21 protein-coding genes are annotated in these 25327 nt (G+C 70.8%); 12 read left to right on the forward strand and 9 right to left on the reverse strand.

Annotated elements, in window-relative coordinates; all coding sequences use genetic code 11:
• The first annotated feature begins 10 nt into the window (after window positions 1–10).
• From IM778_RS13540 to IM778_RS13555, 4 genes are read left to right on the forward strand one after another with little or no spacing between them, the layout of a single operon-like run.
• Window positions 11–928 carry a hypothetical protein gene (locus tag IM778_RS13540; RefSeq protein WP_194409372.1) on the forward strand — a complete coding sequence of 306 codons (918 nt, stop codon included), beginning with the start codon at window positions 11–13 and terminating at the stop codon, window positions 926–928.
• A gap of 5 nt (window positions 929–933) precedes the next feature.
• Entirely contained in the window at window positions 934–2415 is a 1482-nt protein-coding gene (locus tag IM778_RS13545; protein WP_194409373.1) for a lipopolysaccharide biosynthesis protein, read from the forward strand.
• Complete coding sequence (locus tag IM778_RS13550) at window positions 2408–3196, forward strand: polysaccharide pyruvyl transferase family protein (RefSeq protein ID WP_194409374.1); 789 nt, start codon at window positions 2408–2410, stop codon at window positions 3194–3196. Before IM778_RS13545 ends, IM778_RS13550 begins: the two co-directional genes overlap by 8 nt.
• Window positions 3181–4344, forward strand: coding sequence for a polysaccharide pyruvyl transferase family protein (locus IM778_RS13555; RefSeq protein WP_194409375.1), 1164 nt, complete (start codon window positions 3181–3183; stop codon window positions 4342–4344). Before IM778_RS13550 ends, IM778_RS13555 begins: the two co-directional genes overlap by 16 nt.
• Here the strand turns inward: IM778_RS13555 and IM778_RS13560 are convergent.
• The 3 genes from IM778_RS13560 to IM778_RS13570 are packed head-to-tail and all read right to left on the reverse strand — an operon-like array spanning window position 4313 to window position 7554.
• Window positions 4313–5314 carry a glycosyltransferase gene (locus IM778_RS13560; protein WP_194409376.1) on the reverse strand — a complete coding sequence of 334 codons (1002 nt, stop codon included), beginning with the start codon at window positions 5312–5314 and terminating at the stop codon, window positions 4313–4315. The two genes, IM778_RS13555 and IM778_RS13560, sit on opposite strands and share 32 nt — an antisense overlap.
• Window positions 5220–6614 (reverse strand): O-antigen ligase family protein, encoded by a 1395-nt coding sequence (locus IM778_RS13565; RefSeq protein ID WP_194409377.1) that lies wholly within the window; start codon window positions 6612–6614, stop codon window positions 5220–5222. Before IM778_RS13565 ends, IM778_RS13560 begins: the two co-directional genes overlap by 95 nt.
• Window positions 6615–6636: 22 nt before the next feature.
• The gene (locus IM778_RS13570; RefSeq protein WP_194409378.1) at window positions 6637–7554 is read right to left on the reverse strand and encodes a glycosyltransferase; all 918 of its coding nucleotides are present in this window, start codon (window positions 7552–7554) and stop codon (window positions 6637–6639) included.
• A 275-nt stretch (window positions 7555–7829) separates the two neighbouring features.
• Between IM778_RS13570 and IM778_RS13575 the strand changes: the two genes are divergently transcribed.
• The 4 genes from IM778_RS13575 (at window position 7830) to IM778_RS13590 (ending at window position 12459) form a co-directional block, all read left to right on the forward strand.
• Window positions 7830–9140 (forward strand): UDP-glucose dehydrogenase family protein, encoded by a 1311-nt coding sequence (locus tag IM778_RS13575; protein ID WP_194409379.1) that lies wholly within the window; start codon window positions 7830–7832, stop codon window positions 9138–9140.
• A gap of 338 nt (window positions 9141–9478) precedes the next feature.
• A complete protein-coding gene (locus tag IM778_RS13580) occupies window positions 9479–10987 on the forward strand; it encodes a DUF4012 domain-containing protein (RefSeq protein ID WP_194409380.1) in 1509 nt (502 codons plus the stop codon).
• Between the two features lie 10 nt (window positions 10988–10997).
• A complete protein-coding gene (locus tag IM778_RS13585) occupies window positions 10998–11555 on the forward strand; it encodes a cell wall protein (RefSeq protein WP_194409381.1) in 558 nt (185 codons plus the stop codon).
• Between the two features lie 58 nt (window positions 11556–11613).
• Window positions 11614–12459: a hypothetical protein gene (locus tag IM778_RS13590; protein WP_194409382.1), complete on the forward strand. Its 846-nt coding sequence runs from the start codon at window positions 11614–11616 to the stop codon at window positions 12457–12459.
• Between the two features lie 6 nt (window positions 12460–12465).
• Here IM778_RS13590 and IM778_RS13595 read toward each other — a convergent pair whose 3' ends face one another.
• On the reverse strand, window positions 12466–13179 hold the full coding sequence (locus IM778_RS13595; RefSeq protein ID WP_194409383.1) for an endonuclease/exonuclease/phosphatase family protein: 714 nt from the start codon (window positions 13177–13179) through the stop codon (window positions 12466–12468).
• 127 nt (window positions 13180–13306) lie between these two features.
• Between IM778_RS13595 and IM778_RS13600 the strand changes: the two genes are divergently transcribed.
• Together IM778_RS13600 and IM778_RS13605 are read left to right on the forward strand one after the other, a co-directional pair.
• Complete coding sequence (locus IM778_RS13600) at window positions 13307–14296, forward strand: glycoside hydrolase family 6 protein (RefSeq protein WP_194409384.1); 990 nt, start codon at window positions 13307–13309, stop codon at window positions 14294–14296.
• 124 nt (window positions 14297–14420) lie between these two features.
• Window positions 14421–15344: a response regulator transcription factor gene (locus IM778_RS13605; RefSeq protein ID WP_194409385.1), complete on the forward strand. Its 924-nt coding sequence runs from the start codon at window positions 14421–14423 to the stop codon at window positions 15342–15344.
• Window positions 15345–15522: 178 nt separating this feature from the next.
• Here IM778_RS13605 and IM778_RS13610 read toward each other — a convergent pair whose 3' ends face one another.
• Window positions 15523–16968 carry a glycosyltransferase family 2 protein gene (locus tag IM778_RS13610; protein WP_194411892.1) on the reverse strand — a complete coding sequence of 482 codons (1446 nt, stop codon included), beginning with the start codon at window positions 16966–16968 and terminating at the stop codon, window positions 15523–15525.
• Between the two features lie 222 nt (window positions 16969–17190).
• On the opposite strand from IM778_RS13610, the gene IM778_RS13615 reads away from it, so the two are divergent.
• Window positions 17191–18864 (forward strand): sensor histidine kinase, encoded by a 1674-nt coding sequence (locus tag IM778_RS13615; protein WP_194409386.1) that lies wholly within the window; start codon window positions 17191–17193, stop codon window positions 18862–18864.
• Window positions 18857–20032, forward strand: coding sequence for a GGDEF domain-containing protein (locus IM778_RS13620; protein ID WP_194409387.1), 1176 nt, complete (start codon window positions 18857–18859; stop codon window positions 20030–20032). The genes IM778_RS13615 and IM778_RS13620 overlap by 8 nt, the downstream gene beginning before the upstream one ends.
• Here the strand turns inward: IM778_RS13620 and IM778_RS13625 are convergent.
• The 4 genes from IM778_RS13625 to IM778_RS13640 are packed head-to-tail and all read right to left on the reverse strand — an operon-like array spanning window position 20010 to window position 25161.
• Window positions 20010–20606, reverse strand: a complete 597-nt coding sequence (locus IM778_RS13625; RefSeq protein WP_194409388.1) for a hypothetical protein — start codon at window positions 20604–20606, stop codon at window positions 20010–20012. The genes IM778_RS13620 and IM778_RS13625 overlap by 23 nt on opposite strands.
• A gap of 55 nt (window positions 20607–20661) precedes the next feature.
• Window positions 20662–21513 (reverse strand): tRNA pseudouridine(38-40) synthase TruA, encoded by an 852-nt coding sequence (gene truA, locus IM778_RS13630; RefSeq protein ID WP_194409389.1) that lies wholly within the window; start codon window positions 21511–21513, stop codon window positions 20662–20664.
• Between the two features lie 26 nt (window positions 21514–21539).
• Window positions 21540–22973 carry a mechanosensitive ion channel domain-containing protein gene (locus IM778_RS13635; protein ID WP_194409390.1) on the reverse strand — a complete coding sequence of 478 codons (1434 nt, stop codon included), beginning with the start codon at window positions 22971–22973 and terminating at the stop codon, window positions 21540–21542.
• Window positions 22974–22980: 7 nt separating this feature from the next.
• Window positions 22981–25161 (reverse strand): adenylate/guanylate cyclase domain-containing protein, encoded by a 2181-nt coding sequence (locus IM778_RS13640; RefSeq protein ID WP_194409391.1) that lies wholly within the window; start codon window positions 25159–25161, stop codon window positions 22981–22983.
• Between the last annotated feature and the right edge of the window lie 166 nt (window positions 25162–25327).

Genomic DNA, 25327 nt, shown 5'->3' on the forward strand with positions numbered 1-25327 from the left:
GGAGCGCGACATGGACATCATCACTCTCGAACGATTCGCTCGGCGAAGCGACATCGACGCGCTCGAGACGACGGCGCGCGAGCACGAGCTGACCAACGTGTTCAATGCGAGTCTGGCCGTCTTCGGCGGCTCGACCTTCATCGCGTTCCGTGCCGAGAGCTTTCCCGGCGAGCGCCCGTTCCGGGCGTATGTGGCCGAGTACGTCGACGGACGTGAGGCCGCTCTGCTCGACATGACGAGTGAGGATGCCGGCCACGGCGTGAAGACCGCGGACCCGAAGCTCGTCGAACTCGGCGACGCGCTCTACGTCACCTACAACACCGGGAACGTCCATGTCGGCGAGAACGACATCTACCTTCAGCGGGTGGCGCCGGCACCGGGACCGGCTCAGCGCTGCGTGCTCGCGGCTCGGCGACCGGTCGAGAAGAACTGGGGATTCTTCACCTCCCCGGATGGCTCGGTGGGCGTGCTCTACTCGCTGGCGCCCGCGAAGGTGCTCGAACTTGCGGCCGGAACCCTCGGGGAGGACGAGGAGCTGGTGTTCACGCCGCGCATCGAGGAGGCGGAGCTTCCTCACCGGTTCCCGCGGCTGCACATCGGATCGCAGCCCGTGATCGTGGGAGGGACGACGGCGCTCGTCGCCGCCAACCAGCAGCGCCCGATCCCGGGTCTGCCGCGAAAGGTGTACTTCGGGCGGCTCGCGGAGTTCGATCTCCGGACAGGGCGTCTGGACAGACTCAGCCGCCGGGGCCTTCTCCACTCCTGGCGTGCCGCGCTGCCGCAGCGCAAGCGGCACAATCCGGGCCTCTTGTCGGCCACGTACTTCGCGGGCCTCGCGCGCACGCACTCCGGCTTCGTTCTGAGCTACGGGGTGAACGACCTCGCGTTCGGGATCGCGCACGTGCCGGAACACGTCGTCTGGAGGTGACAGGCGTGCCGACGGACGACGGGCTCGGGCGGAAGTTCCTGGGTTCGGCAGGGTGGGTGCTCGTCGAGCAGTGGTCGACGAAGATCGTCTCGCTCCTCCTGTTCGCCGTCCTCGCCCGCCTGCTCACACCCGCCGACTTCGGCCTGGTCGCGCTGGCGACATCGGTCATCGCGATCCTGCAGGTCTTCGTGAACTCGGGCTTCTCGAAGGCGCTCATCCAGAAACGGGTGCTCGAGCCGAAGGACGCGACGACCGCGTTCTGGACCTCGCTCGGACTCGCTGCCGTCGTGTACGGACTGCTCGTCCTGTCGTCGCCGCTGCTCGCACAGCTCTTCGGCCAGCCGGAGCTGCAGTCGGTGCTGGTCGTGCTCGGCGCGACCATTCCACTCGCGGCCCTCTCACGCGTGCCCGCCGCCCTGCTGGCACGCGAGTTCGCATTCCGTACGCTCTCGGTGCGGACGATGCTGTCGACGCTGATCGGCGCCGGAATCGCGCTGCCGATGGCCCTGACCGGGTTCGGCGTGTGGTCGCTGGTCGCCCAGGCCCTCGCGGAAAGTGCGATGGCGGTGATCGTGCTGTGGTCTTCGACCACGTGGCGTCCGACGTTCGCCTTCTCCACGGCTTCGCTGAGGTCGCTGTGGAAGACGGGGACGAGTCTCCTCGGCATCGAGCTGCTCGATGCCCTGCAGTCCCAGGTGGACAAGCTCGTCGTCGGGGCGCTGTTCTCGGTGTCGGAGCTGGGCATCTACTCGCTGGCGCAACGGCTGGGGCTCATGATCCAGGAACTCGTCAGCTCCGTGATCACACGCGTCTCCCTGACGACGTTCTCGCGGACACAGGACGACCTTCAGCGAGTGAACCGCATCTTCCGGCAGCTGACGTTCGCGACGGCCGCCCTCAGCTTCCCCGTGTTCGGCCTGGTGGCCGTGCTGGCTCCCCAGATCGTGCCGTTCCTCTTCGGGCCCGGATGGGACGCGGCGATTCCCCTCATCTGGATCATGGCCGGCGGCTGGGCCTTCGCCGCGGTCGCGATGTTCGACCGTTCGGCTCTGGTCGGCACCAACCACGCCGACGCCGCACTGTGGCTCGCTCTCATCCAGAACGTGATCTCGATCGCACTGGTGTTCGCGTTCGCTCCGTTCGGGGTGCTCGGAGTCGCCTTCTCGCGCTTCGCACGCGTGATCACATGGCCGATCCGCCTGTACGCCCTTCACCGCTGCATCCGGCTTCGCGTGTGGAGCTATGTGTGGCAGGTGCTGAAGTGCGTCATCGCCGTCCTTCCGGCGGTCGTGGCGATCGCGATCCTGCAGTCGACGCCGTGGGCCTCCGTGGACGCGGCCTTCTGGGCCTTCGCGGTGCCCCTCGGCGCGCTCGGCATGGCGAGCAGTCTCGCGGCCTGCTATCTGATCGCCGACCCGGGGAATCGACGAGCCGTGCGCATCCAAGCCTTGCAACTGTTCAAGAGACGAGGAGAGAGCCGTGCCTGAGATCGTGCACTGGAACCCGAAACGCTGGGGACGCCTGGGGCGCGGACCCGTGTCCCGCTGGATCCCTGCGAGAAAGGGTTTCGACAACTTCGGCGACCTGCTCGGCCCGATGATCGTCCGCCGCATCCACGAGCGGCGCGCGCTCGGCAGAGCACGGGGACGCACTCCGCGGCTGCTCGCCGTGGGATCGATCATGCGTCTGGCGGCGACCGGGGACGTGGTCTGGGGAGCCGGGATCAACGGAAAGACCGTCGACATCGCACAGTTCCCGGTCGTCGATGTCCGCGCGGTGCGCGGACCTCGCACTGCCGCCGTGCTGCGGTCGTTCGGAAACGAGGTTCCCGATGTCTTCGGCGACCCCGCGCTGCTGATTCCCCACCTGTGGACGGACGCGGAGCTCGGCATCCGCCGCCGTACGTCCGGCACCGTGCTGATGCCCAACTACAACGACCTGAGGACGTGGCCGTCGGGCGCGATCGATCCCCGCGGTGATCCCATCGAACGCGTCAGGCTCCTGGCATCGGCCGAGCGCGTCGTCGCCAGCTCCTTGCATGCGATCGCCATCGCAGAGGCGTACGGGGTGCCGGCTGTGCTCGTCGCCTCCGCCAAAGAGAAGCCCTTCAAGTACATCGACTACTACGAGGGCACGGGCCGGGAAGCGCCCCGTGCCGCGGAGAGCTGGGAGGAGGGTCTCGACACTCCGGGAGCACCGCCCATCAGCGGGTGGAATCACTCCACCCTGCTGGACGCCTTCCCCGACGACCTGTGGCACAGCCGATGAACCGCCGGGCGACACCGCCCGCGGGCGAGGGGACGCCGGTCTTCGCGTGGATCACCGGCGAACGCACGAACGTCGGAGACTCGCTCCTGCGGCGCCCCTACCTCGCGGCACTGCGTCGGGTGGGGCCGGTCGATCTGTGGATCAACCGCAGCACCCCCGACTTCCTCCGTGGGCTCGATCCGGCCCCGGAAGACACGCTGACGCCGCGCTTCGCGCGCTGGTATCCGCGGCTGCTCCGGACCGCGCTGCGCAGACGGACGATCCTCGTGCTCAATGCCGGGGAGTTCCGTGTCCATCCCTCGCGCGTGGGACTGCTTCTCGCGCTCGTGGCCGCGGCGCTCGTCGTCCGGCTGCGCAGGGGCGCGACGGTGTGGATCGGCGTCTCGGTCCCACCTTCCGGCGGCAGGCTGATGCGCTCGCCCGTCCGCTGGGCCGGACGGCATCTCGACGACGTGCGGTGGCGCGACACCGAGTCGCCTCGATCCACGGTGTCGCGCCCGGTCGTGCCGGATTGGGCGTTCGCCGAAGGGACGCCGGTCGGGTCCTGGTCGTCGTCCGAGCGACGGTTGGCGGCGTTCGTCCTCCGGGGCGACCGATCCGACCCCACGCAGGCGTGGTTCGACTGGGCGCGCACGCTGTGCGCCGACCACGGGCTGCGGCCGGTCGTCGTGATCCAGGTCCGTCAGGATGCGGCCCGCGCCGCGGCGGTCGCCGCCGAACTCGGAGGGGACGTGATCGACTGGCCGGCGGCGTCGGCCCACGACGAGCAGGAGCGCGCCGTGCGCGAGGTGTATCGACGCAGCCTCTTCGTCATCGGCGATCGGCTGCACGGCCTCATCATCGGCGCGACGGAGGGAGCCATCCCGCTCGGCTGGGTGGAGTCGTCGCGCGGCAAGATCCGACGCCATTTCGAGGCCGTCGGACTGACGTCTGCCGGCCTCCTCGAAGGCGTCCCCGCCACCGACCTCCCCCGGATCCATCCCCCGGCGGAGCAGGAGATGGCACGGGACCTCCGGCGGTCCGTCAGCGGCGCCCGCTCGTCGCTGGCGCGCGTCGGCGAGGAACTCGAACGGCTCCGTGACGGACGCGGCGTGACGACGCGCGGCGCCGACGCCGTCAGCGCTGAGCGCGGACCCGCGCCTCTCTGAAGGCGCGTGAGTACCGCTCCCCCACCAGTTGCCAGTCGCGGTCGGCGAGCGCGGGCCGCGAGGAGCGGTCGCCCGTGCGCGCGACCGAGATCGCGCGAGCGAGATCGTCGGCATCGATCTCGCCGGTGAAGGTCGTCACCCATCCCGGCCCCACTTCGTCCGCAAGCGCCCGCGTCGAGGGCGTGTCGGGCACCAGCACGGGGCGATCCAGCGAGAGCGCGACCAGCAGGATTCCCGAGTTGTGCAGGTCGCGGTACGGGAGGCACACGAGCTCAGCCCGGGTGATCTCGGTGACGAACTCGTCGTCGGGGACGAAGTCCAGGCGGGACGTGATCCTCGGATCGGTCTCGCCGGCGTGCACGATGGCCTCCCGCAATTCCGGGGTCGGCTTGCCGACGATGCGCAGTGTCAGCTCGTCATCGTCGTGATCCGTGAACGCCGCGATCAGCTGCTCGACCCCTTTGTAGGGCCGGATCAGGCCGGCGTACAGGATCCGGCCTCGCGTCGACGCGTCCTTCGCGTGGTCCGCGAACCGGTCTCGATAGTGGCCGTGCGGGATGTACGCACTCGCTTCAGGAGCCTCATCGGTGGAGTTGATCGCGACGAACAGATCCGTGGCGGCATCGAGTCGCCGCAGCGATCGCGCCACGACGGGGCGAGTGTCCTCGTGCGGGCGCGGATTGTGCAGCGTGCGGATGATCGCCGTGCGCCTGCGTTTGAGGGCGCGGATCCACACGTCGAAGGCCGCGCACTTCGCCGATTCGATCAGGCGCCAGCGGTGGCGAAGCACCATCTCGGGCCAGTGGAAGTGCACGACGTCGTAGTCGCGGGAGAGCAGCTTGCGCGGTGAGATATACGAGAACTGCACGTCCTCGTCAGCGAAGGCGATGACCTGGTCGATGTAGCGCGTGGTGCCGTCGGGCGGGTTGACGGCTTCGAGTACTCGCAGGTTCGTCCGGTGGGAGCGCATCCTTCTCCTCGCGTGGTGGGTGGTCGACGGTGGCCGCCGCTTCCGTCGCCGCTCGCTGGGCGGCCAGGAGATACCCGATCGCGAAGAACAGCAGGACGAGGTACTGCTCGCGCAGCAACCCCCATCCCGTCGACGCGATGACGACGACTCCCGGCACGGCGGCGACGAGTGCGACCGCATACAGACGAGCTGGATTCCGTCGCCCCAGCCGGCGCACGCTCGCGACGACTGCCGCGACGAGCGGAATGCACAGCAGGATGGCTGACACCAGGCCCAGCTCGGCGAGCGCGAGGACGAACGCGGAATGCACAGGAAGCCCGCCCGCCGCCAGCGGATCGTGGCGCCCGACGATGTTCAGATAGTTGTTCGGCCCGACTCCGAGCCACAGCGACTCGGAGATCTGGCGCCACGCGGTGGCCATCAGCAGCGGGCGCGAGCCCCCGTCCGGGTCGTACTCGTTGCGGAGGATGAGCACATCGATGACGGGGAGGGCGACCACCAGTCCGGCGATCGGTATCAGGAATCGCTTGGCCAGGCTGATGCCGGGACCGAGCAGCAGCCAGAGCAGCACGAGGACCACGACCGCCGCCGTGTTCGCGCGGCTGAAGCTGAGCCCGGTGATCGCCACGCCGACGGTGATGGAAGCGATCGCCCAGCGCCTCGCGACCCGGTCCGCCGAACGCGTGATGGGCAGCAGGATCATGATCAGGACGAACATGACCTTTCCGAGGTTGCCCGAATGCCCCGCGATGCCGCTGGCCCGCGTGATGTCGACCTCCCCGGCATCGACGCTGCTCACGGCACGCAGACCGAGCAGCTGGAGCGCGACGGCCGAAGCATGCCACGCGACGATGATCCCGATCGCGACGGCGATCAGTCGCTCTCGTGGCGCGCCGGCGCGTATCGACGAGACGGCGACCGCGCCGCCTACTCCCCAGGCCAGGACGGCCGTGGCCCACTGCAGGAATCCGCTCACCACGTGAGGGGACGTCAATCCTCTCGCCAGCATGAGCACCAGCAGCGAGAGGAGGAACAGCCAGAACCACGGCGAGATGTTGCGCAGGGTGAGCCGAGGGAGTGCGAGAAGTCCCCCGATCAGCGCCAGGTGGTAGCTGACGACGGTGATCGCGGGGGTGGCCGTCGCCGTCAGCACACCGCCGTCACCCAGCGACAGCAGGTCCGTCGTGGTGAGCGCGCAGGCTGCGAGCACCGCGAGGACGGTGGCCACCGCGCCGCCCTTGAAGTGCCAGACGACGAGGAACGCGAGCGCGGCGGCACCGACGACGGCGAGAGCGATCATCGACGCCTCCGCTCGTGCTCCCTCATGCGCCGCTCGCCGACGTGACGTCGCGGGTCATGAGACTCTCCAGCCGGCGTCGGGGCACGATCCCGGCGAGCCCCAGGACGCTCGGCCCGAGCGACGGGACCCGTCGGCGCTGCGCGACGCGACCGAGGACTGCCGACACTCCCCGCCGCGAACGCGCAGTGAGGGCGTAGCGCAGGGTCTGACCCACCACGAAGTCGACGTAGACGGCGTCGTCATCGAGGGTCTCGTCGGCCCACGCGAGCGAGCTCTGCCAGTCGCTCCCCGCGGAGATCGAATTCGACGTGCCGGTCTGGATCCGTGCGACCACGGAGGGGCAGTGAACGAAGGCGACGCCGTCCTCCTTGCCCAGACGGATCAGCCAGTCCCAGTCCTGATGGCGACGGAGGTCTTCCCGCCAGCGCACGGCGCGGGCGAGATCCTGGTGGCACAGCAGGGTCGACGTGTACATCGCGGACCGGCCGATGGAGGGCCGGCGCCGCCGGAAGAGGTACTCCCCCACCGACTCCGACGGGGCGATGAGGGTGGTCGGCCCCGGCTCCGATCCCTCGACGGCACCCGGCGCCACATGGACGTGTCTTCCGCTGACGACGGTCCGGTGGGGCCGGGGAGCGGCCTCGACCACCTGGAGCTGATGGTCGAGCTTCGTCGGCGTCCACTCGTCATCGTCGTCCAGGAAGGCGACGTACCGGCCACCAGCGGCCTCCACTCCTCGGTTGCGGGCATGGCCGCCGCCTCGGCGACCTCCCGTCCACACCACGACGTCGGCATCGACGCCCGCCGTCGCAGAGTCGTCGGGGCTGTCGTTGACGACGACCACCTCGACCTCGACCTCGCCTCGCTGGTCCCGTGCGCTGCGGACCGCGCGGGACAGTTCCGGACGGCCGGTCGTCGGAATCACGACGGAGACGGTCACGGGCGGCGTAGGTTGTGCGAACATCCGGTCTCCGTCGTGGTTCGTATCGAATCCTGCGCAGGGGCGCCAGGTGCGCGGCCCTGACTCCGACGGGCGGCCGACTCGTGCCACCCAGGCGCGCCGTCGGTCCTTCCAGCACAGTACCGCCTCGACCCGGACGGCGGTGCGGGGACGCAGAGGACGAACCGATGCGATCGTCGCCGGCCGCAATATGCGCGACATCCGTCTCTGATAGGAAGTGTCGTGTCGCGTCTCGCCCACCGGATCGGAGAACCATGCGTCTGTCTGTCATCGGCTGCGGGTATCTCGGAGCAGTGCATGCGGCGGCGATGGCCTCGATCGGTCACGACGTCGTGGGGATCGACGTCGATCAGGAGAAGGTCGATGCACTCTCGAGGGGGGAGGCGCCGTTCTTCGAGCCCGACCTCCAGGAGCTGCTCACTGCGGGGGTGCGATCGGGCCGCCTGGAGTTCACGACCGACATGGCGGCGGCATCCGGCGCGAAGGTGCACTTCATCGGCGTGGGGACCCCTCAGCAGAAGGACGGCGACGCCGCCGACCTCACTTACGTGAACGCGGCGGTCGATGGGCTGCTGCCGTTCCTCGCGCCGGGCGACGTCGTCGCGGGCAAGTCGACGGTGCCGGTCGGGACCGCGGCAGAGCTCGCACCTCGCGTCGAGGCGACCGGCGCCGTCCTCGTGTGGAATCCCGAGTTCCTGCGTGAGGGGTGGGCCGTCAAAGACACGATCGATCCGGACCGGCTCGTGGTGGGTGTCGGCTCCGGCGTCGACGGCGAGCGGGCCGCCGGCGTCCTGCGCGAGGTCTACCATCCCGCGATCGCGAAAGAGACGCCGTTCATCGTCACGGACCGCGCCACCGCCGAGCTCGTCAAGGTCGCGGCCAACGCGTTCCTCGCCACGAAGATCTCGTTCATCAACGCGATGGCCGAGATCGCCGAGGTCACGGGGGCAGACGTCACGCAGCTGGCCGACGCCATCGGCCACGATGTGCGCATCGGCCGCCGCTTCCTCGGTGCCGGGATCGGGTTCGGCGGGGGTTGTCTCCCCAAGGACATCCGCGCCTTCTCCGCCCGCGCCGAGGAGCTGGGCCGCGGAGAATCCGTCGCCTTCCTGCGCGAGGTCGACGCGATCAACCTCCGTCGCCGCGAGCGCGCGGTCGACCTCGTCATCGATGCCCTCGGCGGATCGGTGTTCCGGAAGAGCGTCACCGTGCTCGGCGCGGCGTTCAAGCCGCACAGCGACGACATCCGTGACTCGCCGGCGCTCGACGTGGCCGTTCGCCTCCACGGCCTCGGGGCACGGGTCACGGTCACCGACCCCGCCGCGCTCGAGAATGCGCGGCGCCGGCACCCCCAGCTGAACTACGTCGCCGACCGCGACGAGGCCCTCCACGACGCCGACGCGATCGTGCTCGTCACCGAGTGGGACGAGTACCGCCGCGACCTCACCCCCCAGCATGCGTCCACCCTCACCTCGGGGCGCGTCGCCGTCGACGGACGCAACGGGTGGGATGCCGCGGCCTGGCGCGCCGCCGGCTGGAGCTACCACGGCATGGGACGACCGTAGCCCGCGTCGGGCGAACCCGCTCCAGCGGATGCCGCAGCACTCGCCGTATGGTGGATCGATGACCGAGTCGCCGCTGCCCCGCGCCGCGCGCGTCGGCGGTGTCGTGTTCGCGTGGGTGCTCGCCGGCGTCCTCCTCCTCGCCGTCCTGGGTGCCGCGTGGGTCGGCATCCGCGCCACCCTGGCGTACGGCCATCTGCGCGACGCGCAGCAGACGGCCGTCGCCGTCCGCGACAGCCTCGCCGACCCCGCCGCGGCCGGCGACGCGATCGCCGCGCTCGCGGTCGACACCGGCGCGGCCCACGCGCTCACCTCCGACCCTGTGGACCCTCGCCGAGGGGGTGCCGTGGGTCGGTCCCCAGCTCGCCGCGGTCGCGACGGTCGCCGAATCCCTCGACGGGGTCGCCGGCACCGCCCTGCGCCCGCTGTCGGAGGTCGCCGCCTCGTTCCGGGTCGACGCGCTCCGCCCGCAGGGAGGTCATCTCGATCTCGCGCCGCTGCAGCAGATCGGCGCCGCCGCACAGACCGCCGCGGACGGCGTCGGGGCGGCGGCGGCGCCCGTCTCCGCCGTCGATCGCCGTGCCCTCGTGGGCCCCGTCCGAGACGCCGTCGACGAGGTCGACGACCTGCTCAGCGAGGCGGGCGCCGCGACCGGCGCGCTCGCTCGCGCCACCGAGCTCATCCCCTCGATGCTCGGTGCCGGGGGCCCGCGCGACTACCTCGTGCTCTTCCAGAACAACGCCGAGTGGCGTTCGCTGGGCGGGATCCCCGGCGCCATGGCGCTCATCCACACCGACGGCGGCTCGCTGAGCCTGGCCGCGCAGGAGTCCTCGAGCGACTACTCCCGCTACGACGAGTCGGTCCTGCCGCTGGACGACGAGGTCCTGGCGATCTACGGAGACCGGCCGGGCCGGTGGATCCAGAACGTCACGCAGGTCCCCGACTTCGCGGTGAGCGCGGCGCTCGCCCGCGAGATGTGGGCGCGGCAGCACGGCGGCCAGCAGGTCGACGGCGTCCTCACGATCGACCCCGTCGCCCTCTCCTACCTGCTCGAGGCGACCGGGCCGATCACGCTGCCGACCGGCGATGTGCTCAGCGCCGACACCGCGGTGCCGCTGCTGCTCAACGGCGTGTACACCCGCTACCCGAACCCGGCCGACCAGGACGACTTCTTCGCGATGGCCGCGGCATCCGTCTTCGCGAAGCTCACGAGCGGCGACGTCGACCCGGCCGCCCTCGTGGCAGGGCTCACGCGTGCCGGCGACGAGAATCGCCTGCTGCTGTGGAGCGCGCACGAGGAGGAGCAGTCGGTGCTGGCCGGCACGACGCTCGCCGGCGGCCTCCCGGTCTCGGACGACGACGTGGCCCGCTTCGGTGTCTACGTCAACGACGGCACGGGCTCGAAGATGGACTTCTACCAGAGTGCGAGCGCGGCGCTGTCGTGGGACGACTGCGCGCTCGACGCTGCGGGGATGGCGACCGGAGACGCCGTGCTGGACGTGACGATCGAGAACTCGGCACCCGCCGACGCGGAGAGTCTGCCCCCGTACATCACCGGGGGCAGCGGGTTCGGCGTGCCGGCGGGCGTCACCCGGACCGTCGGATACGTCTACCTCCCCGAGGGCTTCGACCTGATCGACGCGACCATGTCGGACGGCTCGGGATTCGGCGGCGGCACGCACGAGGGCCGGCGCGTGCTGAGCTTCACGGTCGACCTGGCACCGGGTGAGACCGCGACGGCGACGGTCACCGCGCGCGCCGTCGCTCCCGTCGCCGCCACCATCGACGCCGCCCTGACTCCCACGCTCACGGCACCCGCCGCGATTGCCGCGGTGTGCGGGGCTGCCTAGACTGCTCGCGATGCCCCTCCTCACTGCGCGACCCGTCTCTCGTGCCCTCCTGGGTGCCACGCTCGCGCTTGGAGCGCTGGTCGCCGCGCCCTCCGCGGCGGGCGCATCGACGATCTACCCGCCGACGGGGTCGTGCACCACGAGCGCGGCAACCGTGCAGCCCGGTGGCAGCCTCACGTTCGAGTGCGCCCCCGAGACCTTCTCGCCCGACGAGAAGATCTCGGTCACCGTCACCGGCGAGGACGGAGCAGGTGCCCGGATCGGCATGGTGCGCCTGGCGATCACCACCGCGAGCGGCACCGCGACATCGGCGCCCGACGGCTCACTCGAGGCCGTCACCATCGGCGTGCCCTCGAACGCGTCGGGTACCTACAACATCGCAGCCGTCTCGCCGTCGTCCGCCGGCGGGACCGCCGCGGTGACCATCACCGGCGCGGACGGTCTGCCGGTGACCGGCCTCGACCAGGGCCTGACGGTCGCCCTGTGGATCGGCGGCGGCGCGCTCGTGCTGGCCGGCGCGGCGCTCGCCGTCGTCGCGGCGGTGCGGCGCTCCCGCGACTCGCGCTGACGCGTCACCGCGCCGTGCGGTCGCGGCGACGTCGCCGTGCCCCGCTATCGTGAGCGGCATGTCGTCGCCCGCGGTCTCGACCTCGCTCGAGCGCACCTACCGCTACCTCCGGATCGGCGTGGCCGGGTCGGTGGTCGTCATCTTCGTCTCGGCCGGGGTGGCGGCGGCATCCGTCGGCTGGCTGACGTCGGTGAGCGACTACTTCTACACGTCCGCGCGCGATCCGTTCGTCGGCGCCCTCATCGCGGTGTCGCTCGCACTTCTCGCGCTGTCGGGTCGCGGCGCCGAGCGGGCCCTGCTCGACGCGGCCGCGCTGTTCGCGCCGCTCATCGCACTCGTGCCGACGACGGTCGCCGCCGGCTCCATCCCCGGCGTCGACGTGACATGCACCGGTCGCTGCTTCCCTCCCGCGTACGAGGCGGATGCCGCGAACGGCGTCCTCACGTACCTCGTCGTCGGCGCGCTCGCGGTCGCCGTCGCCCTGCTGCTCGCCGCGCTGCGCCAGGTCTCGCTGGCGGCGGTGCGCTTCTCGCTCGCCCTGACGGTCGCGGTCCTGCTGGTCGTCGGCCTGACGTGGAGCCTCGCGCGCGACGCCTTCCTGCAGCAGGCGCACTTCGTCGCGACGACCGTCTTCTTCGCCCTGTTCGCCGCCGTCGCCGTCCGCAACGCGTTCCCTCGGCGCGGCGCGCCCCCGCCGACGGTGTTCCGCGTGCTCTACACCGCGATCGCGATCGGCCTGGCCGTGCTTCTCGTCGCCTACGTCGTGCTGCTGCCGCAGGCCGACGGCTCCGGCATCCCGATCGTGCTCATCGTCGAAGCGGTGGCGCTCAGCCTCTTCTTCGCCTTCTGGGTGGTGCAGGGCGTCGAGAAGTGGGCCGACCCCGACCCGGCGATCGTCGCCTGACGACGGTCAGGCGACGTCGATCTCGGCGACCTCGACCTCGCGGCGCACACCCGCCGCGGGGTGCGCCGTGACGAGGATCGGAAGGTGGTCGCTGCGCCCCTGCGGGAGCGTGCGCACCCGGTCGATCTCGAACCCGACCGAGGTCGCGAAGTCGTAGTGGCCGCGGAAGAAGCGATAGCGCGTGTAGGTGCGCGAGTCGCTGAGGTTGAGCTCGTACCCCTGCTCGCGCACGTGCTGTCCGAGGTGCTCCTTGAACACGGGGTAGTTGTAGTCGCCGACCATGAGGGCGGGGAGCCCCTCACCCAGCTGCTGCAGCTCGGCGAGCGCGGTGCGGATCTGGTGGCGCCGCAGCGAGTTCAGCGCGGTGAGCGGTGCGGCATGGAACGAGGCGACGATGACGTCGATGTTCTCGTCGATGTCGTGCAGCCGGACACCCAGCAGTCGTTCCTCGGCGGGTTTGAGCACGCGATCGTGGAGCGACTTCTTCAGGGCGAGCGCCCGCACGTCCACCGCCCGGTACGTGTTCTCGCGGTAGTACACCGCGAGGCCGAGACGGTTGCGCTGGGTCGAGTCCGCCAGCCGCAGCCCCGAGATCTCGGCGGGGATGTCCGTCGTGTCGGCTTCCTGCAGACAGAGCACATCCGCACCGTGACGTTCGACCAGGTGGATGAGCTCCCCCGCGGCGCGATGCTTGCGCAGGTTGTACGAGATGACCTTCATGTCGAGGACAGCCTAGGCCCGCCGGGTTTCGCGCGGGTGGACGCCAGGTGGATCCTCCGATCTCTCACAGCATCCTCATCACGACGTGCCGGCCCGGGTCGCACGCACGCCCCGCTAGAGTCCGTTCGTGGCCACCTCCCGTCGCAGGATCGCCGTGTGGGCGGCGATCGGGGCGATCGTCGCCGCCGCGATCGCCGTGGTCGTCGTCGTCGTCCTCGTCGCCGGCGCGCAGGCGCCCCATCCGCCGGGACCGGGCACGGTGATCGTGGCATCGGATCTGTCGCGGGCGACGGATGCCGCAGCCCGAGGCATCACCGGAACCCCCGCGCAGTCGGCGGCGGAGTATCTGAGCGACCAGCCGACAGCGTATTGGCTGACCCCCGAGGCCACGCCGCCGGGCGAGGTGGAGGAGCGCGTGGCGCATCTGGCGCGCGAGGCGCGCGAGCAGTCCGCGCGGGTGGCGGTCGTGGTGTACGGACTTCCCGGCCGCGACTGCGGCGGCCACTCGGCGGGAGGCCTCGGCGAGGAGGCGTATGCCGAGTGGGTGACCGAGATCGGCGCCGCGCTGCGCCAGGCGGCCGACGTGTCGCCGATCGTCGTGCTCGAACCCGACAGCCTCGCGCTCGCCCCGGAGTGCGGCAACGTCGACGAGCGCGTGCGCCAGCTGCGCGCCGCCGTCGACGCGCTGAGCGGGGAGCGCACCTGGATCTACCTGGACGCCGGGCACTCGCGGTGGCTGCCCGTCGACGAGGTCGCCGAGCTGATCTCGGCCGTGGCGGGAGGCGGCGACGTGCGGGGCTTCGCCACCAACGTCTCGAACTACAACGAGACCTCGGACGAGGTCGCGTACGCTCATGAGCTCGCCGCGCGGCTGGACGGGCTCCACGCCCTGATCGACACGTCACGCAACGGCGCCGGCTCGGACGGCGAGTGGTGCAACCCGCCCGAGGCGCTCGTGGGCGAGCCGGGCGGCACGATCGGCGACGACGTCGTCGACACGAACCTCTGGATCAAGCCGCCGGGCGAGAGCGACGGCACCTGCAACGGCGGCCCGGCGGCGGGGACGTGGTGGCCGCAGGCGGCCGTCGAGCTGACGCGGGACGTGCGGCCGGATTGATGCCCGACCAGGGATTCGGTCTGTTGTGTAGCATCGGGAGTACTTTGCGCATGCGTCGGGGGCCGCAGCTGGGGTCGGTATTCGGCGCAGGTCCGGTCACACCGTCCTGAAAGAGAACGCACGCTTGAGCACCCCTTCCGACGAGCTGAAGACAGCCGTCATCATCGAGGACGACGCCGAGATCCGGCACGTGCTGGCCGAAGTGCTCGAATCGTCCGGTTTCTCGACCGTCTCGGTCGGCAACGGCATCGACGGCGTGCGGGCGGTGCTGACCTACAAGCCGCTGCTGACCACGATCGACGTGAACATGCCGGGGATCGACGGCATCGAGGCGGCCAAGCGCATCCGCGCGCAGTCCGACACGTTCATCATCATGCTCACCGGCCTGAGCGACGAGGCCGACGTCATCGCGGGGCTCGGGGCGGGCGCCGACGACTATCTCCTGAAGCCGTTCCGCCCGCGCGAGCTGCGAGCGCGCGTCGAAGCGCTCCTGCGCCGAGCGCGCGCGGGCGGCGAGGCGCCGGCGACCGCGCCACCCGCCCCGTCGCAGGGCAGTGTGGGTCCGTCCTTCCCCGCCGTCCGTCCCGCGACCTCGAGCATCCCGACCGCGCCGGCCCCCGACCTCGCCGACTCCGCGGGCCCGACCCCGCCGCCGGCCGTCGTGCTGCCGGCGGACGAGGCATCCCTCCCCGCCCCGGCCACGGACGGCGTCGACGGCGAGTGGCTCGAGCATCGCGACCTGCGTCTTCACCCCGAGAACCGGATCGTCCTGATCGGCGGCGACGAGCTCGATCTCACGCGCACCGAGTTCGATCTGCTCGCCACCCTGCTGGAGTCGAAGCGGCGCGTGCGCAGCAAGGCGGATCTGACGCTCGTGCTCCGCGGCGAGTCCTACGTCACCAGCTACTTCGTCGGGGATGCCGACAAGCGGGCGGTCGAGGCGCACATGACGAATCTGCGCCGCAAGCTGGGCGACAGCGCAGCCAATCCGCGCTACATCGAGACGGTGCGCGGCGTCGGCTACAGGCTGACCTCCGAAGTCGTCTGACGCGCGGAAAGCCGCGGCGGAGGCATCCGCTCGCCCCAGACGAGCGGCGGCCTCCGCCGCGGGCTTTCGGTGAGGGCGCCCGCTCCTCCCCCGAGCGGGCCCCCTGCACCTCCTCCCCCACGCCGTGCTTTCCCGCAGCGGCGCTTCCTCCCCAGTTCTGACGCGATTCGGGTTCGCGTCAGACCTTGTATCCGTGCTGACGACGGATGAGCTTGAAGAACATGGACAGCGTCTGGAGCACGGTGACGGCTCCGACGATCGGCCAGCCGATCCACAGGATGGTCGACTGCACCATCGGGCCGAGCATCGACCAGATCACCGCCATCGCGATGATGGTGGCCACGACGACGACGAGCGGCGTCCAGTGGCCGAGTCCGGCACCGCGCTCGGCCTTGGCCTGCATCGCCCAGTTGTCGACCTTCTTGCGCGACAGGAAGCGCGTCCACGACCGGGCGAAGTAGCTGAGGCGCAGCCACATGTACATCTCGGCGGGCACGAGAGTCACGGCGAACAGCACGTCGCGCACGTCGCGGTTCTTCATCGTGAGCGCCATGCGCGTGTTCAGCAGGATCGCGACGACCGGCGGCAGCAGCCACCACGGCGAGAAGACGAACGCCCCGATCGAAAGCGAGCCGGCCAGCAGCACCATGAACGCCACCCGCACGAACAGGTTGGTGAGCATGCCGAAGTTCTCGAGCCAGCGCACCCGCAGGTTCGGGTGGAGCGGCTGGCCCTTGGTGTCGCCGCGCTGTCCGGGCCACATCAGCTCGATCGCGCCGTACGTCCACTTCACCTGCTGGGCGTCCAGCGCGCGAAGGGTGGTCATGCCGCCGACGTCGGCGCGGGCGAACGGGCTGATCTTCGTTAGGTAGCCGGCGCTCTTGATCTGCAGCGACAGCAGCGAGTCCTCGACCTCGGAGTCCTTGACCCACGGCGTCGACTGGTGGTTCTCCTTCATGACCTCGCGCAGCGCGTGCGTCGAGAAGATCGAGAACTGGCCGCCCAGCACCGCCATGTTGCGTCCGCGCAGCAGGTTGTGCAGGTTGAACGCGGCGAACTGGGCGCGCTGGCCGGTGATGAGGAACTTCGCGATGCTGCCTTTGATCGGCTTGTCGTCGATCGAGTAGATCGCCGAGATGCCGCCGATGCGGGTGTCGGAGGTCGCCTCGCCCTCGAGGTACTCGACGGCCTTGGCATCGGCGACCGTGTCGCCGTCGACGCCGAGGAGGTAGTCGTAGCCCTCGACGAGCGTGTAGCCGTAGTTGAGGGCCCCGACCTTCTTGTCGGGGTTCTTTCCGATGTCGTGGACGAACACCTCGGTGAACTGCTCGCCGAGCTCGGTGACGATCTCGTGCGGGCCGGCGTAACCGGACGCGATGCTGACGGTGCGGTCGGACGTGTTGTTGACGACCACGTGGATCGCGTCGGGAACGCGTGTCTGGCCGAGCAGCGACTCGATCACCTGGGCGATCGACTCCTCCTCGTTGTACGCCGGGATGACGCAGCCGATGGTCGAGCGGTGCACCGAGGTGTCGTCGAGCACGGCCTCGAAGTCGTCGGCGTAGCCCTGCGCCGGGACCGCTGCGATGTCGTCGAGCGGGGCGGTCGCCTCGCTGCGCTGCATCGTCCGCGGGCGGCGGGTGAGGACCAGATCTGTCACGTTCTTCGCTTTCGTTCAGGTGCCGGGTTCTCCGGAGCAGGTCCAGCTTGTCGCGCCGACCGCAACGCGCCTTCGAGAGACTGCGAGGGCTGGAGCAAGGTTTGCGCAAGGCATCCGCAAGAGAGCGTCTGCCCATCCCGGCCCGGCGGCTGAAACGCCCGGTGGTGAGGTCAATAGAATCGCCCCATGGCTACCGGGGCGGTTCGACCCACGTTCGCCGTCGGGTCCCCCGACGCGCGCACTCGGTCGATCTGGCTCACGCAGCTGGTGCTCGCCGCCAGTGTGCTCATCACCACGGTGCTCGTGATGGTGGTGGAGCCCGACATCTTCGGCCGCTGGAACTTCCTCATCGGCACGCTGGCGGTCGTCGTGGTGACCCTCGCCACCCTCGCCCTGCCGTGGCCCGGCCTGCCCGCGGCGGCGGTGCTGGCGATCCCCTTCGCCGACGCGATCGCGATCGGCCTGATGTCCACCGACACCCAGCTGCGCATCGGGTTCCTATGGGGCATCCCCGTGATGTGGGTGGCCATGCACTTCCGGGCCACCGCCCTCGCCGCGCTGCTCGTGATGATCGGGCTCATCCTGCTCATCGACTCGGCCCTCACGTCGGGCACCATCGCCGCCCTCCGCGTGTTCGTCGTGCTGCTGTCGCTGACCTTCATCGGCATCACGGCGCACCTCGCGCTGCGCCGGACGCGCTCGCTGCGACGACTCCTGCGGCGTCAGGCGAACCGACTCACGGCCACCTTCACGCGCCGCTCCGATCAGGAACGGCGGACCATGGAGATCCTCAACGGCATCGACACGGGCATCGCGCGCCTCTCGGAGGAGGGCGCGCTCCTCGCCGTGAACCATGCGTACTCCCGCCTCTACGGGCTGGACCCGCTCGACCCGACGCTGCCCGCGCGGTCGGTCGAGTACACCGGACTGCGCGGCATGCCGGTGCCTTCGAGCGAACGGCCCTTCACGCGCGCCGCGCGCGGCGAGACGTTCACGGATGCCTCGGTGTGGCTGTTCACGGCAGAAGGCGAGTGGCGGGCGCTGTCGGTCACCGCGAAGCGCCTCCCGGCGCGAGGCGACGAGGAGTCCAGCATCCTCCTCCTCGTGCACGACGTGACGGCCCTGACCTACGCCCAGCGCGAGCGGGAGCGGTTCACGGCGATGGCGTCGCACGAGCTGAAGCACCCGCTCACGGTCATGATCGGCAACGCCGAGCTGGCGCTCGAGCTCGACGAGCTGACGCCCCGCACCCGCGAGCGCTTCGAGACGATCATCCGCGCGAGCGAGCGCATGCTCACCATGACCGAGGGTCTGGTGTCGACCTCGCGCCGAGGCTTCTCCGGACGAGACGAGGTCGACGACATCGACCTGCGTCAGATCGCCCACGATTCGGTCGCCTCGTTCCGTTCCACGGCGGCGGCCGGCGGCGTCACGATCGAGCTGAGCGCCGACCGGACGATGCCCATCACCGCCGACGGCTTCCGGCTGCGTCAGGTCGTCGACAACATCGTGAGCAACGCGATCAAGTACACGCCGCAGGACGGCAGGGTGAGCGTCGTCGGCACGCTCGAGCGCGACACGGTGGTCCTCACCGTCGCCGACACCGGCATCGGGATCGACGGCGACGACCTGCCCCTCATCCTCACGCCGTACTACCGCACCGCTGCGGCGAAGGAGAAGAGCGGCGGCACCGGCCTCGGCCTCGGCATCAGCAACGACATCGTGAAGGCGCACGGCGGCACGCTGTCGATCGACAGCGAGGCCGGCGTCGGCACCACCGTCACCGTGAGGTTCCCCGTGGCCGACGGCCACGCGGAGGGTGCACGCACGCGCTCCGGGATCGAGGACGCCCATGACTGACCTCCTGGCCGGCTCGGTCGTCGAGCTGGGGATCGCACAGGCCGTCATCGCGACGATCGCGACGATGCTCGCCATCGGCATCGCGTTCCTGGTCAGGCCGGGGCTGCCGACCCTGTACTGGAGCTTCGCGTTCACGTTGGCGATGCTCGCGACGTTCGGCGTGGTCGCGGGCGGGGTGAACGAGATGGAGACGGTCCGGCGCGCGTCGCTCGGCGCACTGATGGGCGCTCCCGCGTTCCTGTGGTCGGGCTTCCGCGCCGCGTGGGGGCTGCGTCCGCACGTCTGGGCGGGTGCGCTCCTGGCCGCCGCGTCGGCGCTCGCGCTGGCGACCGCGCCCGACATGGCGTGGTTCACCGTGACCTACCGCTGGGTCTTCTTCGCGGCATCCGTCTTCGCCGGCCTGTTCGTGGTGGACTGGGCGCGGTCGGCCTCACGACGGAACGACCGGCTCGTGCTGCCGCTGGCGATCGTGTCGATCGCGTTCTTCGTCACCGGCACGGCCACCCTCGTCTCGGGTCTGTTCTTCCCCCCGTCCGGCGGTGACGACTTCGTGCTCGTGCGACTGGTCTCGTCGGCCGGGATGCTGGTGTACGTGGCGTGCGCGCTGCTCGCGGTGGTCGGCACCGCGGCGCACGACAGCGGCCTGGGCCGCAGGGCGACCGTCTCCACCGCCTGGCAGCAGTTCGAGCGCACGGCCGCCGACCGCCTGCTGCGGGCAGCGGGCACCAGCGAGCCGTGGTCGATCGTCTACCTGCAACTCGACGACGCCCTCGACATCCGCCAGACGGCCGGCGCCCCGGCCTTCGCGAACCTCTCGGAGAGGCTCGAGCAGGAGGCGCGAGCGGTCTTCCCGGCCGGGTCCGAGGTCGGCTCGCCGGGGGCCGGTTCGGTGGTGGTGCTGGTGCCGCGACAGGACGCGGCCGTCCGCGATCTGCTGCGCACCCTCCTCGAACGCGTGACGCGCCTCGACGTGGACGGCGCCCTGCCGATCCGGCCGACGGCCAGCGCCGGCTGGGCGCCGGCCTCGGTGCTCGGCTACGACCTGGACGCACTGGTCTACACGGGCCGTGAGGCGGCGCGCTTCGCGAGTGAGAAGGGCGGCGACCGGTGGGAGCGCGTGGGCGCCACCACCGTCGAACGCCTGATCAGCCGGTCAGAGCTACAGTGAGCGTGTCGCTCGCCGTCTGCTTCGCGTACTCGCTCGAGGTCGGCGTGGTCTGCACGAGGTAGTCGTAGGTGAACTGCAGCGTGACCGACGTCGCCTCGGCGGGCACCGGCCCGACGTGGAACGTCTGCGAGTAGCTGTAGGGGTTCAGTACGAGGTAGCCCGGGCTCACGGTGGCCGCGTCCACCTGCGGCTCGAGCGCGGCGAGGGTCCCCGTCGGCGACGACGGCACCGCCGTCATCGTCGCGCGCTGCAGATACACCTTCTGCCCGTCGTCGGGCACGACGGTCGTGGTCATCGAGATGCTGACGGGCTTGATCGCCTCGGCCGTCCACCGGTCCATCGCGAGCGTCGACCAGTAGTCGACGGTGGCGCTCACGGCCCCGGCCGTCAACTCGCGCTGGGTCGCGCCGCTGGACAGGTCGTTGGGGACCGGTGTGGGTACCGAGGCGGTCGGCGCCGCCGACTCCGAGGCACCGGCGTCCATCTCCCACGGGGCGGGGCCGCACCCGGCGAGCGCGGCGACCGCGACCGCCCCGAGCACGGCGATGCCCGCGAACCGTTCGAATCTGCGCATGAGTACCCCCGAATCGACCCCTGCCGGCACGTCCGGTCAGTCTAGCCAGGCCCGGTCAGACGCGGTCGCGCCGTGCGCGGGTCTGCTCGGCGCGCAGCGCCAGCAGGTCGTCCGCGGGGTAGCCGACCTCGGTCAGCGTGAGCCCGCGTGCCGCCAGCACCTTCACCTCGGGGACGCGCTCGCGCGCGTCCCGGATGTCGACGACGTCGTCGGCGTCCAGCCGGCCCTCGCCGACGGCGACGCACGCCCCCACGAGTGCCCGCACCATGCTGTGGCAGAACGCGTCGGCCTTGACGTTGGCCACGAGCACGCCGGCGCCGTCACGGCGCCAGTCGAACTCGAGCAGCGTGCGGATCGTGGTCGCCTCCTCCCGCGGCTTGCAGTAGGCGGCGAAGTCGTGCAGTCCGACGAGGGCGCGGGCCGCGGCATCCATCGCCCCCTCGTCGAGCGTCGCGCGGACCGTGGTGGTGCGATGGCGCTCGAGAGGGTCGTACCCGGCCGTCTGGTCGGCGATGCGGTACTCGTAGCGCCGCCACACCGCCGAGAACCGCGCGTCGAACCCCTCGGGGGCCTCGCGCGTTCGCGTGACCGCGACATCGGAGTAGGCGCCGACGACGCCGGTCAGGCGTGCGGCGAGAGCGGCCACGCGGTCGGCGACGGCATCCCCGCCCCGCCCGCGACGCGAAAGCAGGCGCTCGCGCTGCCCATCGTCGAGGTCGACGTGCGCCACCTGCCCGCTGGCGTGCACACCCGCATCGGTGCGCCCGGCGACGACCAGTCGCGGCTCACGGCCGAGCACGCGGGCGAGCGCCGATTCGAGGGTCTCCTGCACCGTGCGCAGCCCCGGCTGGCAGGCCCACCCCCGGAAGTGCGTGCCGTCATACGCGATGTCGAGCCGGATCCGCACGCCCCCACCCTATTCGAGTGCGCACGTCAGCCGAGCACGCGGCGGCCGTGCGGAAGCTGCTCGCCCACGGCCTGCAGCGCCTCGCGGGCGCGGCGCACGCGGTTCTCGCTCTCGCGCACGATCTCGCGCGCCACGACCGGGTGCGCGCGCACGATGTCGTCGAGCACCTCGACGGGCAGCGCGATGACGTCGACCTCGCTCATCGCGAGCGCGCGGGAGATCGTCGCCGTGCGCGAGAGCGCCGTGAGGCCGACGGCATCGTCCCTGCCGAGCGTGGCGACCTGCACGAACCCCGCGTCGTCGGTCGGGATGCCCAGCTCCACGGTGCCCGACAGGATGAATCGCGTCGCCGCCGGGACCGCGCCCGGGCGCAGCAGCGACTCCCCCGCGCAGTACCGCTCGAGCCACGCGTGGGCGGCGAGCGCGTCGGCCTCGCCCGCCTTGAGGCTCAGCGTCGCGGCGATCTGCCGCAGCGCGTCCTGCAGACGCGTGGTCGTGCGCCAGTCGTCGCTCAGGTCGCCGTCGAGGTGCAGGTCGGCGCGCCGGGCCGCGTACCACAGCCGCGTCGCGAACACGTCGAGCGCGGCGTCCCGATCGCCCGGTGTCTCCAGCGGGATCGCGATCGAATAGCGCCCTCCGGTGAGCGTCGTCGCGGTGGGCTCATGTCCCGGCGCGAGCAGCGGGATGTCGCGCGCGACCGCCACCAGGAGCTCCCGCACGCGGCCGGGCGGGTCGTCGCTGCCGAACGCGACCTCGGTCGTGGCGGCATACGGCTCGGGGTTGCGCGAGAGGTTCACGAACGAGCCGCCCGCGAGCTCGGCCGTCGGCATCACGACCGTGCCGTTGCCGGTCTCGAGGTGCACCGCCCGCCAGTTCACCTGCACGATCTGCCCGCGTGTGCCGCCCGTCTCGATCCAGTCGCCCAGCTCGAACGGCGACTCGAACACGAGGAACAGGCCCGACACGATCGACCCCACCGCGTTCTGCAGGGCGAGGCCCACCACGATCGAGGTGATCCCGAGCGCGGCGAACACGCCGGCGACGTCGGCGTCCCACACCCACCAGAACACCGCGGCGATGCCGAGCACGATGAAGACGAACCGGATGAGGTCGCTGAAGATCGTCGGGAACCTGTCGCGCCACGACCCCTTCTCGGCACGGTGGAAGACGAGATGGTCGATGGCGTTGATCGTCACCACGATCACCAGCAGCCCGAAGATCGTCCACACGACCTTCGGCCACGTGCCGGTGCCCTCCCACGCGCCGGGCTGGCTCAGCAGCACGAGCACGCCGGCGACCGGGACGAGGTAGTTGCGCACCATCAGCACGATCGGGGCGGCGCGGCTTCCGCGGCGGGCGAGGGCGTTGTGGAACTCGGTCAGTCCGATGAGCGCGAGCGGCAGCCCCACCGAGACGATGACGGCGGGCCAGAACCAGGGCTGCGAGACGATGTCGGCCACGGATGCCTCACCCCTCGCTCACGACGATGCTGGGGGCATCGACCTTCCACACGCGCTGCCCGCCGCTCTGCGTCTCGATCTCTCCGGCAGGCTGCACCGGGATCGAGTCGGGCAGCCGGTCGGCGACGCGCTGCGTGATGTAGATGCCGGGTTCGTCGGTGCCGCCCTGCACGCGGTACGCCAGGTTCACGGCATCCCCCCACATGTCGTACACGACGCGGGCACGCCCGATCAGGCCGCTCGTGACCCGGCCCGAGTCGAGGCCGGCGCGCAGCGTCAGCGACACGCCCTGCTGCGCGGAGTACCGTTCCAGGATCGAGTCGAGCTCGAGGGCGAACTCCACCGCCCGGCGGGCGTTGTCGACGCGGGGCGTCGCGAGCCCGCAGCTGGCGAGGTAGCTCTGCCGCGTCGTCCGCACCCGCTCGACGCCGTGCCGTTCGGCAGCCTCGTCGAAGGCGCGGATGAGATCGTTGAGGCGCGCGACCGCCTCCTCGCTCGACAGCGCCAGCGCGAGCTCTTCGAACCCGACGATGTCGGCGTACACGACGGTGACGTCGTCGCTGTCCTGCGTGATCGCCTCGTCGCCGTGCCGGTAGCGGCTGGCCATGTCCTGCGGCATGAACGAGAGGATGAGCTCCTCGTTCGCCTTCTCCTGCTGCGCGATGAGGTGCGACTTGACCTGCAGGCTGCGGCTCATGTCGTTGAACGCGTTCGCGACGTCGGCGAGCTCGTCGCTCGAGCCGGCGTCGACCTGCACGCCTTCGTCGCCGGCCGCGATGCGCTGCGCCGCGGTCTTGAGGCGCCGCAGCGGCCGCACGAACACCTGCGCGAGCACGAGCGAGAGGAGGCAGACGAAGATGATCATGCCGGCCGTCGAGAGGATGAGGTTGCGCGTGAAGTCCTCGACCGGCACCATCGCCTCTTCGGCGGTCTCCTGCGCCACGATGACCCAGCCGAGCCCGTCGATGTCGAGGGGAGCGTACGCGGTGAGGGCCTCGCGGCCCAGGTAGTCGCGCTCGAGGATCGTGCCGCTCTCGCCGGCGAGCGCGCGGGTCACGGCGCCTCCCGTGATCTCCTGGTGCAGCAGGGTGTTGCCGTTGTGCACGCTGAGCGCCGCGGCCGCCGGCGCGAGGCCCGCTGCCGTCGCGGCGCTCGCGTACGACGCCGGATCGTCCTGCAGCATCCGCGAGACCGAGCGCATGTAGCCGTCCTCGCCGACGAGGTACGTCTCGCCCGTCTCTCCGAGGCCGTTGACCTGCCACTCTCCGGCGACGGTCATGACGCCGTTGATGCGATCGATCGGCAGCTCGACCGCGAGCGCGCCGAGCACCTCGCCGCCGTCGGAGATCGGGGTCACCGCCCACCCCGCCGGGGTGCCGAGGCTCGGACCGTACGCGGCGAAGTCGGCGATCACGACGTCGCCGATGATGTTGCGGTCCATCGCCTCGCGGTACGCCTGGGCGAGGTTCGAAAGGCGGTAGGGGCCGTCGAAGAGGTTCGTTCCGAGGTCGACGCCCTTGAAGGCGGTGTAGACGACGTTGCCCTGGGTGTCGATCATCAGGACGTCTTCGAAGTCCTGCAGCTTCGTCATCGCGCGGTAGTACGGGTGGTAGCGGCGGTGAGCCTCGGTCCACGCGCTGCCGTCGCCGGCGCCGTCGCTGAGGATCGCCTCCTCCCACGTCTCGAACGGCGTCACGTAGTGCACCTGGAGGTAGCGCTCGGCGGCGCCGCGCGGCGCGAACGCCGCACCGTCGACGTCTTCGCCCGTGGCGTCCGCGAGCTGTGCGGCGAAGACGTCGCGATAGTACTCGTCGAGCGCGACGGATGCCTCGGCGTCGAGCTCCTCGTCCTGCAGCTGCGTGAACCCGTCGGCGAAGGCGCGCGCGGCGGCCTTGCTGGTGTCGTTGAGCGCGCTCAGCCGGACCGCGTTCTCGATCGAAGCGAAGAGCTGCCCCACCTCGCGGCTCCGATTCTCGCGGATCTCGACGAGCTTCTCGTAGGCGATCGCACGCAGCGCCTCGGTGCCGTTGACGTATCCGATGATGCCGACGACGATGCTCGAGAGCACGCTCACCGACAGGAGCATGATGAGCAGGATCGAGTAGATCGAGAGTCCCGCCCGCGTGCGGGCGTGCGGGGTCCCGACCCAATGCGCGGGCGCAGCGCCCCGCGTCGACCGTGCCGACACGTCGTCCCCCTTCGTGCGCCGTCGCGGCGCAGGAAGCATCCCCGTCCACCCCGGCTCCGCCGAGGCTGGCCCTACAGTAGCGCCGGGACCCTCTCCCCGATAGAGGTGCGCGCGTCCCCGGTGATACCCAGACACCGCCGCGTACAATTGCGAGCTCCCCCCACCT

Source organism: Microbacterium cremeum, from assembly GCF_015277855.1.
Taxonomy (GTDB): domain Bacteria; phylum Actinomycetota; class Actinomycetes; order Actinomycetales; family Microbacteriaceae; genus Microbacterium; species Microbacterium cremeum.